This is a genomic window from Cohnella caldifontis (assembly GCF_029360585.1).
In the GTDB taxonomy this organism is placed as follows: Bacteria; Bacillota; Bacilli; order Paenibacillales; family Paenibacillaceae; genus Cohnella; species Cohnella caldifontis.
This window is the reverse complement of the sequence record NZ_JAQZSJ010000013.1, coordinates 69,410-83,196: the sequence shown is the minus strand read 5'-3', so window position 1 is coordinate 83,196 and position 13,787 is coordinate 69,410. Positions and strand designations below refer to the sequence as shown.

Below are 13,787 nucleotides of genomic sequence, written 5' to 3'. Positions count from 1 at the left end.
CTGTCCGATTTGGATTAAGAAAATGATACCAGTTTTGCTTCCGATAAAAAAGATGTCGGCCCGGGGTCCATTCCGCGGCAGGTATGATAAAATAGGACTAGGCACGAACCGCTTGCTTTTACGTATCATATCGCTGCGAGATGGTGGGGAAGGCATGGAATACGTTTTATGGATCGGCTTTTATATCATGACGTTTTACGCGTTGCTGCCGGCTCTGATCAGCCGGATCTTCGGCTTCCGGGTGTTTCAGCGGGGGAGGGCGGACCAGGAAATCGCCTTGACGTTCGACGACGGACCCGACCCGGTCTATACGCCCAAGTTGCTCGATTTGCTCAAGAAGTACGGTGCCACGGGCACTTTTTTTCTGGTCGGCTCCCACGCGGAGAAGTATCCGGAAATCGTCGCCCGCATCCACGACGAGGGGCACGTCATCGGCATTCATAACTATTTGCATCATTCCAATTGGCTGATGCGGCCGAAAACGGTCAAAAAGCAAATCCTTCGCACCTCCGACGTCATCAAGCGGATCACGGGCATCCGTCCGAACTATTACCGGCCGCCGTGGGGCATCGTCAACCTGTTCGATTACCGACGGCTCGGGCACCTGCAAATCGTGCTCTGGACCGGGATGTTCGGAGACTGGAAGCTGCGGGTCGGGGCGGAGAAGCTGTACCGGCGGATGCGGCGCAAGCTGAATCCGGGCGAGGTGTTCGTCCTGCACGACTGCGGACGGACGTTCGGCGCGGACGAGGACGCGCCGGGCGAAATGATCAAAGCGCTGGAAAGAATCCTGGTGGACGGGAAGCAGGAAGGCTACCGGTTCGTGGGGGTGGACGAGATGATCTCGATCACGGAGGAAAACAACCGCAGACCGAAGTCCGAAGCGTCGTCCGATCAGGGAGGCGAGGAAACCGCTTCGCGCTCGGCAACGAGTTCCGGACGCGGCTCCACCCGGCGGATCGGGCCGTTCAAGCGGGCGTTCGTCTCCCTCTGGATGTTATGGGAGCGGGCGTTCCACGTCCTGTTCCGGCTTCGGCCGATCGGCGACGGATCGAAGTACAATTACCGGATCCGCAAGTACGGCGGACCCGAAATCCGGCTGACGGACGGTTCAAGCTTGCGCAGGGGCGATTCGGTGCTGGAATTGCACTTCGACAACGAGATGCTGTTCAATATGGGCATGAACGCCCGTTCTGCCGTCCATACGGCGATCCAGCTGATCCGCGACATGGAAAAAGGACTTCCGGAGATCGCCCGGACGCTGGAGAACGCCCCCGGCGGGGAGAACGTCAAGGCCTTATACGGAGTATCCATGATTCATCGAGGCGCGGAATCGATGGGGTTTCAAGTATACGACCTGCCGAAGGGCCTGTTCGCCTGGTCGTCCAACCTTTATCTGAAGTTCCTGTTGTCCGTCATCCACCCGGAAGGCGGCAAACGGGTGCGCGAACACGGCGACACCCTGTCGCCGAGAATCATCCTGATGGAACGCGGCGATCTGCTCGCCTGGAAAGACCGGTCGGGCCGTCAGCGGCCTTCGCGGATCAGCCGCAGGGAAGCCGCCGGCCACGAGCCGGAAGAGGAGGCCGCGCCCGCCTTGAGCCCCGACCAGGTCGGCGTGTGAGCGCTCATCAGGCATGTGAAAAAGGACCGCATCGGAGATCCGTGATCCCCGATGCGGTCCTTTTCATAACGCGGCGCGGATTACATCTTCATGACGCCGCCGGTGCTGGCGGAGGTGACGAGCGCCGAGTAGCGGGCCAGATAGCCGCGCTTGATTTTGGGCTCGAAGCCTTTCCATTCGCTGCGGCGGCGTTCCATTTCCTCGTCGGAAATTTCCAGCGTGATTTTGCGGTTGTTCATGTCCAGCTCGATCATGTCGCCGTCTTGGACGAACGCGATCGGTCCGCCTTCGGCGGCTTCCGGGGACACGTGTCCGATCGAGATGCCGCGCGATGCGCCCGAGAACCGTCCGTCGGTCACGAGGCCGACTTTCGTGCCGAGGCCCATGCCGACGATCTGCGACGTCGGGGCGAGCATTTCCGGCATACCGGGGCCGCCTTTGGGTCCTTCGTAGCGGATGACGACGACATGGCCTTCTTTGACTTTGCCGTTCGCAATGCCGGCGAGCGCTTCGTCTTGGGAGTCGAAGCAGATGGCCGGTCCGCGGTGGTAGCCGCCGACGGATTTGTCGACCGCGCCGACTTTGATGATGGAGCCTTTCGGCGCCAGGTTGCCGAACAGGACGGCCAGACCGCCGCGTTCGCTGTGCGGATTGTCCAGCGTATGGATGACGTCCGTGTCCTTGATTTCGCAGCCGGCGACGTTCTCGCGGATCGTCTTGCCGGTGACGGTGACGCAGTCGCCGTTAAAGGCGCCTTCTTTCTTGAGCAGCTCGTGGATGACGGCGCTGACGCCGCCCGCGTTGTGCACGTCCTCGATGTGGTAATCGGAAGCCGGGGCGATCTTCGCCAGGTGAGGCACGCGCGAAGCGACTTCGTTGATGCGCTCGATCGGGTAATCGATGCCCGCTTCGATCGCCAGGGCCAGCGTGTGCAGCACCGTGTTGGTGGAGCCGCCCATGGCCATATCCAGCGCGAAGGCGTTGTCGATCGCTTCTTTGGTCACGATATCGCGGGGCTTCAGGTCCATCTTGATCAGTTCCATCAGCTGGCGCGCCGACCGTTTGACGAATTCCTTGCGCTCCGGATCGACCGCCAGGATCGTTCCGTTGCCGGGAAGCGCCAAGCCGAGCGCTTCGGCGAGGCAGTTCATCGAGTTGGCCGTGAACATGCCGGAGCAGGAGCCGCAGGTCGGGCAGCCGTATTGCTCGAGCTCGAGCAGCGACTGGTCGTCGATCTTGCCGGCCATGTGGGCGCCTACGCCTTCGAAGACGGACGTCAGCGAGATGGCGCGGCCGTCCTTCGTGCGGCCGGCTTTCATCGGGCCTCCGCTGACGAAGACGGTCGGGATGTTGACGCGCAGCGCGCCCATCATCATCCCCGGGGTGATTTTATCGCAGTTCGGGATGCAGACCATGCCGTCGAACCAGTGCGCGTTGATCATCGTCTCGACGGAGTCGGCGATGATTTCGCGGCTGGCCAGCGAGTAGCGCATGCCGATATGGCCCATCGCGATGCCGTCGTCGACGCCGATCGTATTGAACTCGAACGGCACGCCGCCGGCTTCGCGGATCGCTTCCTTCACCAATTTGCCGAACTCCTGCAAATGCACGTGTCCGGGAATAATGTCGACATAGGAGTTGCATACGGCGATAAACGGCTTGCCGAAGTCCTCTTCTTTCACGCCGGCTGCACGCAGCAGGCTGCGGTGGGGAGCGCGGTCAAACCCTTTTTTGATCATGTCCGATCTCATTTTCGATGCCATGGGAATCCCCTTTCTGGTCGCGGTGTCTCGATTACCTATACTATATGAGTCTAGCATAAACGGGTCGAAAAATGAATCAGCCGCCTTCTTCGTTCCTTCCGGGAAACAGGTTCGCCAAACCCGCGAAGGGCAAGTTTTCGAAATGCTCCGTTTTGTACACGACCTCGGTCTCGACCCGGGCCTCCTCGCTGATCTTGTTCCGTTTGAACTGCAGCTTGTCGAACAGCTTGATCAGGATTTGGGCGGTGTTGAGCGCGTCGTCCAGCGCCCGGTGGTGGGAGCCGGAGAACGGGATTTCCAGCATTTCCAGCGCGTTTTTCAGCCCGAGCTGCTGATGCTTGTCTAGCTTGTATATTTTCGACAGCATCTTCTGCAGGTTGTTGTGGTTGACGATCCAGTCGGTCGATATCCCGTGCTGACGGCATTCCTGAACGAGCTGGCGCAAATCGTCGGGTCCCCAGGCGCACATGAAATACTCTTCGGGCCCCATCCAACCGGCGAATTCGCGCACCACTTCCTCCAGCGTGCCCGCGGCGCCCACGTCCTGCTGGCTGATGCCCGTGAAAGCCGTCGTGTCGGGCGTCAGCGTCGGGACGACCACCGGCTTGACGAAGGATTGGAAGGTGGACGCCACGACGGGCGCTCCGCCGTCCAGGGCGAGCTTGACCGCGCCGATCTCGATGATTTCCGCCACCTGGCCTCTTTTGCGCCGCACCGTCATTTCCAGATCGTATACGATATAAGACAAGGAATCCACCTCGGGGTTCGTCCGCAGACCCATTTCTTCTTGGGAAGACGATCATACTTTCTTTATCTCTTGCCTTAGCTATTATAGTCCCCGTTTCGGGATTTGTCAGGCTTCTTTCCGATATCCGCATCAGCAAAAGCAGCCCCCCGTTTCCGGGGGACTGCTCGGGGGGCGAATCTCGGATCTTACAGAGTCGGTTTGAAGAACATCAGAACGAACAGCAGGACGCCGAACACGGTGGCGATCCAGTTGATGTTGTTGATCTTGGCCGTTCCCGCCGCGATCTCAGGCGAGACCGGCTGGTCGGCCGGATCGGCGGAACCGAACACCTTCTGGCCCAGCTTGGCGGCCGCGGGAGCCATAAAGCCGATGACGACGATCTGGATGATGACGTAGTCGGCGATGGAGGCGTAAATCCAGAAATCCTGGAAGCCGTAGTCGCCGAGCCATGCGAGCAGCAGGCCGGTGAGCACCGCCAGCGAACCGCCGATTTTCGGGAATTTCTCCAGCATCTTGGCCGTGCCGAGCGAACCGCGAAGCTGCCCGTACGTCTGGCCTTTGCGCATCAGCACGTGGCTGAAGAAGGTCGGCCCGACGCCGACGATGGCCGAGACGACGTGGATGAAGACGAGGACGTTCAGCCAGCTTTCGGGCAAATTCATATATCCGTTGAGTGACATGACAATCTCCTTCCATGTTATGGATGAGCAACCATTTCCGATGGTAGCACGAATGGGCAGGTTTCGACAATCCTAGATTTTTTTTCCTGCATGAATCATCGGAAAATGTCAACGTATGGCGATTCGGGCGGCGGCGAATCCTAACGCCCGGAGGTGCGGTCATGACTGCGACGAAGGAAAATCTGTTCGAAAAGCTGGGCGGCGAAGAAGCGATCGCGAAAGTGGTGGACAAGTTTTACGACAAAGTGATGGCGGACGGTACGGTGAACGGTTTTTTCGCCCGCACGGACATGGAGAAGCAACGCCGGCATCAAGCCGACTTCATCGGTTATGCGCTAGGCAGCGGGAAGAAGTATACGGGGCAGTCGATGTCCAAAGTGCATGCCGGCATGAATTTGCAGCCGAAGCATTACGACGCGATCGTGAACCACCTCTCCTCCACGCTGCGGGAATTCGGAACGTCCCCGGAAGATATCCGGAAAGTCGAGGATACGGTCAATACGCTAAGGGACGATATCCTGTACAAGTAGTTAAATCAAGAAGGATGGACCATCGAACGGCCGGTTCCGCGCGGAGCCGGTTTTTTTCGTCGTTTCTCGGGGGCTCCCCCAAAAGGGATCGGAATATTCCGCAGAGCTTCGCGTCAATTTTGGGGGATTGTTAAAAATGTTTCCTGGCCGCCCGCCGTCCCGAACTCTTGCTATAATAGAAAAAACAGCGTGCGAGGAAGGAGCCGGCGCATGAAGTTCTTCCATACCGCCGACTGGCATTTGGGGAAGCTCGTTCAGAACGTTTATATGACGGAAGACCAACAGTACATATTGGAGCGATTCCTGCGGGATATCGAATCGGAGAAACCGGACGCCGTCGTGATCGCCGGGGATTTGTACGATCGGGCGGTGCCGCCGACCGACGCCGTGCAGCTGCTCGACCGTACGCTGAAGACGATCGTGCTCGATCTGAAGACGCCGGTGCTGGCCGTCTCCGGCAACCATGACAGCCCGAGCCGGCTGCAATTCGGCAGCCGGATCATGGAAGCCGCGGGGCTGCATCTGGCGGGAGAGTTCGCCTATCCGTTCAAGCAGGCCGCGCTGGAAGACGAATTCGGTCCGGTCTATTTCCATCTCGTTCCGTACGCCGATCCGTCCGCCGTCCGCCAGACGCTGCAGGACGCGGACATCGGTTCCCACGACGAAGCGATGAAGGCGATCGTCGGCCGGATCCGGGAGACGTTGCGGCCGGGCACGCGGAACGTGTTCGTCGGGCACGCGTTCGTCACGCCGCGCGGCGAGGCGGAGCCGAATACGAGCGACTCGGAGCGGCCGCTTGCCGTCGGAGGCGCGGAGCACGTGAGCGCGGCCCATTTCGCGGGCTTCCATTATACGGCGCTCGGCCACTTGCACCAGGCCCATTCCGTCGGGCGCGATACGATTCAATATGCCGGGTCCCCGCTCAAATATTCCGTTTCCGAAGAGTTTCATAAAAAAGGTTATCTGGTCGTGCGCATGGACGGGGAAGGCCGGACGACGGTAGAGAAGCGGCAGCTCGTTCCCCGCAGGGACATGAGATCCGTGGAAGGGTACATAGAAGAAATCGAACGTCGGGAGAAAAACGAAGATTACGTGTTCGTGCGCCTACTGGACCGCCATCCCGTGATGTCGCCGATGGAGCGGATCCGGGCGGTCTATCCGAACGCGATGCACGTCGAGCGGAAAGACGCTTGGATCGGACTGGGCGCGGAAGCGGAAGTGGCCGCGGGCGCGGAAGGGAGCAAAGCGGGCATGGACATGCTGTCCTTGTTCCGTACGTTCTATAAGGAAGCGAAAGGCGAAGAAGCCTCCGAGGAGACGGAGGCGCTGCTGCTTACGGTGCTGCGGGAAATCGACCGGGAGGAGGGCGAGCGGGTTGAGACCGATTCGGCTCACGATGACGGCGTTCGGGCCGTATAAAGACCGGGAAGTCATCGACTTCACGGAGCTCGGCGGGCATCGTCTGTTCCTCGTCTCGGGCAACACGGGGGCGGGCAAAACGTCCATTTTCGACGCGATCTGCTTTGCGTTGTACGGCGAGGCCAGCGGAGAGGACCGGAGCGACGTCCGCTTGCTGCGCAGCCAATTCGCGTCCGACGACGCGTACACGTCCGTGGAATTCGAATTCGAGCTCAAACGGCGGACGTACCGGATTTTGCGGCAGCTCCCGCACGTGAAACAGGGGAACAAAAGCGCGACGGGCGAGAAGTACGAGTTCGTCGAGACGACCGGCGGCAAGGAAACGATGATGGTCGACCGGTATACGGTGCGTCAAATTAACGAGAGAGTGCATGGCCTGATCGGTCTCACCAAGGACCAGTTCAGCCAGATCGTCATGCTGCCGCAGGGGGAGTTCCGCAAGCTGCTGACGTCGGACACCGAGAACAAAGAGGAGATTTTGCGGAAAATTTTCCGGACCCATCTCTATAAGCACGTAGCCGAGCGTCTGAACGAGAAACGGAAGGAAGCGCAGGGGGCCTGGGAGCTGGGCAAACACGACTTGGACGTCCAGATGCTCAACCTGCGTCTGGCGATGGCCGAACGGGAAGGGTCGGAGCTGCACCGGGTGCTGGCGGAAGACAACTACAACGCGTTTCAGGTGTTGGAGGCGTTAGACGCGGAGTTGGCCTGGTACGAGGAAGAGACCGTGCGCCGCAAGGCCAAGATGGACGAGGAGACGCGGCTGCTCAAGGAGAAAGTGGAACGTTACCACCAAGCGGTACAGTTGAATGAACAGTTCGAGGATCTCGCCCGGAAACGAGGGGACCGGGAGAATCGGGAGCGGTTGGCGCCGGAGGTGGAACGAAAGCGCGAGCGTCTGGCGCTGGCCGGGAAGACGCTGCCGCTGCAAGTGCTGGAGCGGAACGTCCTGGATGCCGGGGAAGAGGTACGGTCGAAGGAGCAGTCGGTCATGGCGGCCGGCGAAGCGTTACGCCGGGCCGAAGCCGGGCTGCGGCTCACGGAAGAGACGTACCGGCAGGAGGAGCGGCAAGGGGAACGGCGCGAGGGGCTCGTCCGGGAGCTGGAGCGGCTGGCGCGGGATTTGCCCAAGGTGCAGGCGCTCGAATCCCGCAAAACGCGCTTAGGCGAGTTGGAGCGGGAGCTGGGGCGGGCCGCGGAGGACCTGAAAGCGGCGGAGAGCCGGGCGGCGGCCTTGCAGGAGGAACGGAAGGCGGCGGCGGAGCGCATCCGCAAGCTGGAGGAGAGCGTCCGGCGCCTGCCGGAGGCGAGCGAGAAGCTGGAGCGCCTGCGCCGGGAGGCGAAGGTGCTGCAGGATGGCCTGAAACTGGCCAAGGAGCTCGAGACGCTTCGCCCGGACGAGCGGGAGCAGAAAGAACGGTACGACCAGGCTTCGATGGCGTACGCCGAATTGGAGGCCCGCTGGCTGGAGGGACAGGCCGGACAGCTCGCGCTTCATCTGCATGACGGCAAGCCTTGCCCCGTCTGCGGCAGCACCGAGCACCCGCATAAGGCGGCGGCGGAAGGCGAGACGCCTTCCAAGGAGACGCTGGAGCTTCGCCGCAGGCTTAAGGCGGAGTCGGAGTCGGCTTATTTGGCCGCGCGGGCCAAGCGGGAGCACCAGGAGGCGCAGCTGAAGGCGATCGAAGAGGAAGCCGCCCTGTTGGGCTATGCTTCCGCGGAATTCGCCGGGGCATATGAGGCGCTGGTGGAAGAAGGCAAACGCACGAGCGCCGACGTGACGCGGATGAAGGAAGAGCAGACGGCGCTGGATAAGCTAAGGTCGGAGCTGGAACGCGCGGAGAAGAGCCTCGAGGCGGCCATGGCGGAGCGGGAGAAAAACGCGGAGAAGCATGCCGGGCTGCTGACGGCCTATTCGACGGAGAAGGCGCTGTACGAGGAGACGCTGGGCAGCGTGCCGGAGGACATTCGTTCGCTGGCGTCGCTGCGGCAGCGCGTCTCGGCGGCGGAAGCGGAGAAGGCCCGCCTGGAGTCGGCTTGGCGGTCGGCCCAGGAGTCGTATCGGCAAGCCGGCGAGAAGCTGGCGGCGGCGAAAGCGCATTTGGCCGGTGCCGAAGGGCAGCTCGTCGAAGCCCGCGGCAAGCGGGAGAAGGCGGAGGGTGAATTCCGCGCCGAGCTTGCGCGGGCAGGTTTCCCGTCCGAGGAGGCTTACCGGGGGGCGAAAATGCCGGAGGCGGACCGGGAAGCGCTGAAGCGGGAGATCGAGCGGTTCGACGCCGAGCTCGCCGCGGTCCGCAAGCAGGTCGAAGAACTGGAGGCGCAACTCCGGGACAAGTCGCCGGCGGATCTCGCCGCTTTGGCGGAAGAGGCGGCGAGCCTGGAGCAGCGGACGGAAGCGGCCCGGCAGTCGCTCGCGCAAGCGCAGGATCAGCTCGCCAAAGGGAAGGAAGGCCGGGAGAAGCTCGTCCAGGCGGAACGCCAATGGAAGCAGGCGGAAAAGGCGTTCCAGCTGGTCAAAGACTTATACGACGTCGTCCGCGGGGAAAACCGGTTCAAAATCTCGTTCGAACGGTATTTGCTCGTCGAGTTCCTGGACCGCATCCTGCAGGCGGCGAATCAGCGGCTGCAGACGGTATCCGGCGGCCAGTTCTATCTGGCGAGAAGCGGGCGGGTCGAGAAACACGGCCGGCAGAGCGGGCTTGGCCTGGACGTGTACGACAACTACACCGGCCAGTTCCGGGACGTGAAAACGTTGTCCGGCGGCGAGAAATTCAACGCCTCGCTCTGCCTCGCGCTCGGCATGGCGGACGTCATCCAGGCTTATGAAGGCGGGATTTCGCTGGAGACGATGCTGATCGACGAAGGCTTCGGCTCGCTGGACGAGGAATCGCTGGGGAAAGCGATCGATACGCTCGTGCAGCTGCAGAAGACGGGGCGTCTGATCGGGATCATTTCGCACGTGCAGGAGCTGAAGCAGGCGATCCCCGCCGTGCTGGAAGTCAAGAAATCGGCGGAAGGGTACAGTTATACCCGGTTCCGGGTCGGTTGACCGGCGGAACGGCCGAACCGCCGAACCGCCGAACGACCGACCGAGTGACCGAACGACCGAACGGACGAACGACCGAGTGACCGAACGACCGACCGGACGAACGACCGAGTGACCGAACGACCGACCGGACGAACGACCGAGTGACCGAACGACCGACCGGACGAACGACCGAGTGACCGAACGACCGACCGGACGAACGACCGAGTGACCGACCGACCGAACGGACGAACGACCGAGTGACCGAACGAACGACCGAACGAACGAACGAACGACCGAACGAACGACCGAACGACCAACCGAACGACCAGCCGAACGACCAACCGAACGACCAACCGAACGACCAACCGAACGACCGAACGGACGAACGGCTGAACGACCGAGTGACCGAACGACCGAACAACCGAACAACCGAACGACCGACTGACCGCCTTCCCGACTAAAACACGCCCCCGGTTCATATACATGGACCTAAAGGAGCGTGAATTCGGTGGACAAGGCGGTCGGTCGGTATTTCCAGCTCAAGCAGAAACAGCGGGAGATCGAGCAGGAGCTTTCGGAGCTGCGGCAGCAAATCCTGGACCATTGCGCGGAGTCGGGGGTCACGGACACGGAAATCGGGCGGTACCGGGTGCGGGTGATCGCGCAGGACCGGAGGGAGTACGACGACGAGAAGCTGTACCAAGCGTTGCCGGACGCGGAGGTCTGGCGCCTCGTCTCCAAGGCGGATCCGTCCAAAATCGCCGGGTTGGTCAAGCTGAACGTCATCTCCGAGGAGAAGCTGCGGGAGACGTATACGATGAAGAAAATCTCATCGCTTCAGGTGGAGCGCCTGTAGGCGGTGCGGGAGCCGCGGTTCGGCGATCCGGCCGTCTACAGCCGGTACGGCCGCGGCTTGACTTCGATCTTCACGTGTTTCGGCTTATGCTTGCTCAGCAGCATGAACATCCGGACCGATCCGATGGGGTTGGCGCTGTGGATGATGATTTTATCGGCGAACCGCTTGGTGCGCACGATGTATTTGGCCACGTCGTACCCCGTCGGTTTTTCATACCCGAGATCGTGGTCCAGCGATAACACTTTGATTTTATGGCGGGCGATGAACCGCATGCACGCTTTCGCCGTTCGGGCCATACGGAACCCCTTCGGACAGGGGCGAGTGTCGTCCAGAAAAACGTTCATGAAGAAGACAACCCTTTCCAGCCCATGATTTTTCCCAGCAAGGCCTGAGTTATCCTATGTCGGATCGCGCGATTCTCCTAGGTGAACGCACATCGGCGGCCGCCTAATTCTGGCTGGGTCCACGCGGCAAAACAAAGACCTTCCGTCCATGTTGACGGAAGGTCTTACGATTATGGCGAATTCGCTGGAATAACGTATGACGTACGCTAATTGAGCGGCTCGGTGCAGATTTCGGCGAAATAGCGTATGACGTACGCTAATTGAGCGGCTCGGTGCAGATTTCGGCGAAATAGCGTATGACGTACGCTAATTGAGCGGCTCGGTGCAGAGTTCGGCAGAATAACGTATGACGTACGCTAATTGAGCGGCTCGGTGCAGAGTTCGGCGAAATAGCGTATGACGTACGTTAAATGAGCGGTTCGGTGCAGATTTCGGCAGAATAACGTATGACGTACGTTTAATGAGCGGCTCGGTGCAGAGTTCGGCAGAATAACGTATGACGTACGCTAATTGAGCGGCTCGGTGCAGAGTTCGGCGAAATAGCGTATAACGTACGTTAAATGAGCGGTTCGGTGCAGATTTCGGCGAAATAACGTATGACGTACGCTAATTGAGCGGCTCGGTGCAGAGTTCGGCAGAATAACGTATGACGTACGCTAATTGAGCGGCTCGGTGCAGAGTTCGGCGAAATAACGTATGACGTACGTTAATTGAACAGTTCAGTTCGAATGTCTGATCCACCAGTTACGAAGAAGGATTCCAGCCGTCGTCTCCGCCCAGGATCCGGGCTACAGTGTACAAGCTGGCGTCTTCAGGCGTCAGCTGCCGGGACCAGTCGACCCGCGTGCCGCCGTCCGAAGCGCCGGGACCCCGATTGCCGTACTCCGCGAATTCGACCGACGCCACGCTTTCCGACGCGTTCCACCGGGACCAGCCCTCGGGATGAATGTGCTCGCCCATCCAGCAATCCAAGAAAACCGTTTTCGCGAAGTTCCGCCAAGGACGGCCTAGATAAACCGATCGCGCCGCCGCGTCGCCGATCAATGTGCAGCCGATAAACACGTATCCGAAAGGCACGCCTTCCGGCGTGGAAGGAGCCGAGATCCATCCGCCGCGCTTGGATACGATGTCGCAGCGGTCGAACACCGCCGTGGCCGAGCCGAAAATGAAATCCACGTCGCCCTCGATATGACACCGCTCATAGTATTGTCTCGCGGGGCGCGTCGGCGCCCCTTCGCGCGGGCCGCCGAAGGACGCCCGGTCCCGCGGCCGAGGCGGAAGCGGACCGGTGAACAACGTATCCTGAAAGCCGAGAAACCGGCATTCCCGGAACACGGCCCGGTCGGCATCGACGTAAGCGGCCAACGCTTGCCCGACCTGCTCTCCCGGACCGGCCGCATTCTCGAACGTAATCCGCTCGGCCGTAAAATCGTCTCCGCCGATAAACGCGGTATAGGCGTTGAACGTATGGTACGGCTCCCCGTTCGGAAACGTCTTCGTCGCATGGTCGCCAAACGTCACGATCGTGCGGGCCGGATCTTCGCCGATGAGGCGGACGAACGGCTTGCCGATGAACAGTTTCTCCCGGTAAATGCCGTTCTTGACGAGGATGGTCGTCGGTTCCACGATGCCGTCCGGGATGCGGTCGACCGCTTCCTGGATGCTTTTGCAATCGCCGCTGCCGTCCGCAGCCACCGTCACATGCCTCATAACGCATGCTCCAGAAATTCCGCCGTCCGCTCGCCGTACCACCGATGTCCGCCCCGGCAGAACGCATGGACGAGACGGTCCTCGCTTCCGAACAGCGCATAGGCTTTCCGCGTTACGTCCAACTGCTCCGTCACGTTGGCGAGCCGGCGGGGCCCGCTGTTGCGGTCGTCGTCCCCGCTTTCCACCAGCATCGGGCGAGGCGCGACAAGCGCCCCGATATCCCCGTAATCGGCGTATTCCCAGAGACGGGGGACGTAATTGCAGCCGCAATGCGTACCCAGCAGCAAGACGTCGCGATATCCGCTGAAATAGCCGCTGACGACAACGGCGCGCACGCGTTCATCCATCGCCGCCAGCCATAACGCCTGCATGCCGCCGCCGGAAAATCCGACGCAGCCGATCCGGTCGGCGTCGGCATAGGGCAAAGAGGGGATGAAGTCGATCAAGCGCTGCAAATCCCACGTCAGCCAGCCGATCAACGCATGGCCCATGGCAACGGCCGCGTGGTTCAAGTGATTGCAGGAGGCGCCGAGCACTTGGGACGCTTCGTCGCCTTGCATCCAATACTCCCGCCGTTCCCCGAACCCGCGCGCGTCCGGGCAGAGGACGACATAGCCCTGCCGGACCAGCTGCACGCCGTAGTCGTATCCGTATTCCTCGATCGCCTGACGGACGGCCGGATGATCCGCGACTCCCGCGACGGATTCCTTGCCGCCTCCCAAATGGCCGTGGGCCGCGATGACGACGGGCCGCTTCTCTCCTTCCTCCAATCCGTCCGGGACCAGCACATAGAACGGCATCCAGACGTCCGGCTCGGTCTGGATCCGCAGCTTCTCCCGCCGGTACCCGTCCAACAGCCGGGGCTCCCCCATTTCCTGGGGCAACAAGTCGCAAGGGATCATCCGCCCGAGGCCCGTCAGTTCAGCCAGTTTCTCCCGAAGATTTCGGCGCCACTCCACGTAAGCATCCCTATCGTGCGCCTGCAGGCCCAGCGCCCGGCCGGTTGCTTGCATCCGGTTCATCATCGAGGGCAGAGAGGGATAATATTCGGTTCCGATGGAACGTTTCGCACTATCCATGCATCA

The 13,787-nt window shown here is 61.0% G+C and carries 12 protein-coding genes; 6 read left to right on the top strand and 6 right to left on the bottom strand.

The genetic code is table 11. From position 1 onward, the window contains the following. The first annotated feature begins 154 nt into the window (after positions 1 to 154). The gene (locus tag PTZ19_RS17440; protein WP_276356363.1) at positions 155 to 1,624 is read left to right on the top strand and encodes a polysaccharide deacetylase family protein; all 1,470 of its coding nucleotides are present in this window, start codon (positions 155 to 157) and stop codon (positions 1,622 to 1,624) included. Between the two features lie 80 nt (positions 1,625 to 1,704). Here PTZ19_RS17440 and ilvD read toward each other — a convergent pair whose 3' ends face one another. The 3 genes from ilvD to PTZ19_RS17425 form a co-directional block, all read right to left on the bottom strand. Further along, positions 1,705 to 3,375: a dihydroxy-acid dehydratase gene (ilvD, locus tag PTZ19_RS17435; protein WP_422615013.1), complete on the bottom strand. Its 1,671-nt coding sequence runs from the start codon at positions 3,373 to 3,375 to the stop codon at positions 1,705 to 1,707. A gap of 88 nt (positions 3,376 to 3,463) precedes the next feature. Further along, on the bottom strand, positions 3,464 to 4,135 hold the full coding sequence (locus PTZ19_RS17430) for a 3'-5' exonuclease (RefSeq protein ID WP_276356361.1): 672 nt from the start codon (positions 4,133 to 4,135) through the stop codon (positions 3,464 to 3,466). A 185-nt stretch (positions 4,136 to 4,320) separates the two neighbouring features. Beyond that, positions 4,321 to 4,815, bottom strand: coding sequence for a DUF2269 family protein (locus PTZ19_RS17425; protein WP_276356360.1), 495 nt, complete (start codon positions 4,813 to 4,815; stop codon positions 4,321 to 4,323). Between the two features lie 161 nt (positions 4,816 to 4,976). On the opposite strand from PTZ19_RS17425, the gene PTZ19_RS17420 reads away from it, so the two are divergent. The 5 genes from PTZ19_RS17420 to PTZ19_RS17400 all read left to right on the top strand — a co-directional run bounded on the left by PTZ19_RS17420 (position 4,977) and on the right by PTZ19_RS17400 (position 10,648). Next, positions 4,977 to 5,345 (top strand): group I truncated hemoglobin, encoded by a 369-nt coding sequence (locus PTZ19_RS17420; protein ID WP_276356359.1) that lies wholly within the window; start codon positions 4,977 to 4,979, stop codon positions 5,343 to 5,345. Positions 5,346 to 5,555: 210 nt separating this feature from the next. Beyond that, entirely contained in the window at positions 5,556 to 6,764 is a 1,209-nt protein-coding gene (locus PTZ19_RS17415) for an exonuclease SbcCD subunit D (RefSeq protein ID WP_276356358.1), read from the top strand. Continuing rightward, the gene (locus PTZ19_RS17410) at positions 6,721 to 9,813 is read left to right on the top strand and encodes an AAA family ATPase (protein WP_276356357.1); all 3,093 of its coding nucleotides are present in this window, start codon (positions 6,721 to 6,723) and stop codon (positions 9,811 to 9,813) included. Before PTZ19_RS17415 ends, PTZ19_RS17410 begins: the two co-directional genes overlap by 44 nt. 236 nt (positions 9,814 to 10,049) lie before the next feature. Further along, positions 10,050 to 10,253 (top strand): hypothetical protein, encoded by a 204-nt coding sequence (locus PTZ19_RS17405; RefSeq protein WP_276356356.1) that lies wholly within the window; start codon positions 10,050 to 10,052, stop codon positions 10,251 to 10,253. Positions 10,254 to 10,300: 47 nt separating this feature from the next. After that, positions 10,301 to 10,648 (top strand): hypothetical protein, encoded by a 348-nt coding sequence (locus PTZ19_RS17400; protein ID WP_276356355.1) that lies wholly within the window; start codon positions 10,301 to 10,303, stop codon positions 10,646 to 10,648. Between the two features lie 35 nt (positions 10,649 to 10,683). On the opposite strand, the gene PTZ19_RS17395 is transcribed toward PTZ19_RS17400, so the two are convergent. From PTZ19_RS17395 to PTZ19_RS17385, 3 genes are all read right to left on the bottom strand, one after another. Further along, on the bottom strand, positions 10,684 to 10,992 hold the full coding sequence (locus tag PTZ19_RS17395; protein WP_339329339.1) for a cyclic-phosphate processing receiver domain-containing protein: 309 nt from the start codon (positions 10,990 to 10,992) through the stop codon (positions 10,684 to 10,686). Between the two features lie 744 nt (positions 10,993 to 11,736). After that, on the bottom strand, positions 11,737 to 12,702 hold the full coding sequence (locus PTZ19_RS17390; RefSeq protein WP_276356353.1) for a pectinesterase family protein: 966 nt from the start codon (positions 12,700 to 12,702) through the stop codon (positions 11,737 to 11,739). Further along, complete coding sequence (locus PTZ19_RS17385; protein ID WP_276356352.1) at positions 12,699 to 13,781, bottom strand: alpha/beta hydrolase family protein; 1,083 nt, start codon at positions 13,779 to 13,781, stop codon at positions 12,699 to 12,701. The genes PTZ19_RS17390 and PTZ19_RS17385 overlap by 4 nt, the downstream gene beginning before the upstream one ends. Positions 13,782 to 13,787: the final 6 nt, after the last annotated feature.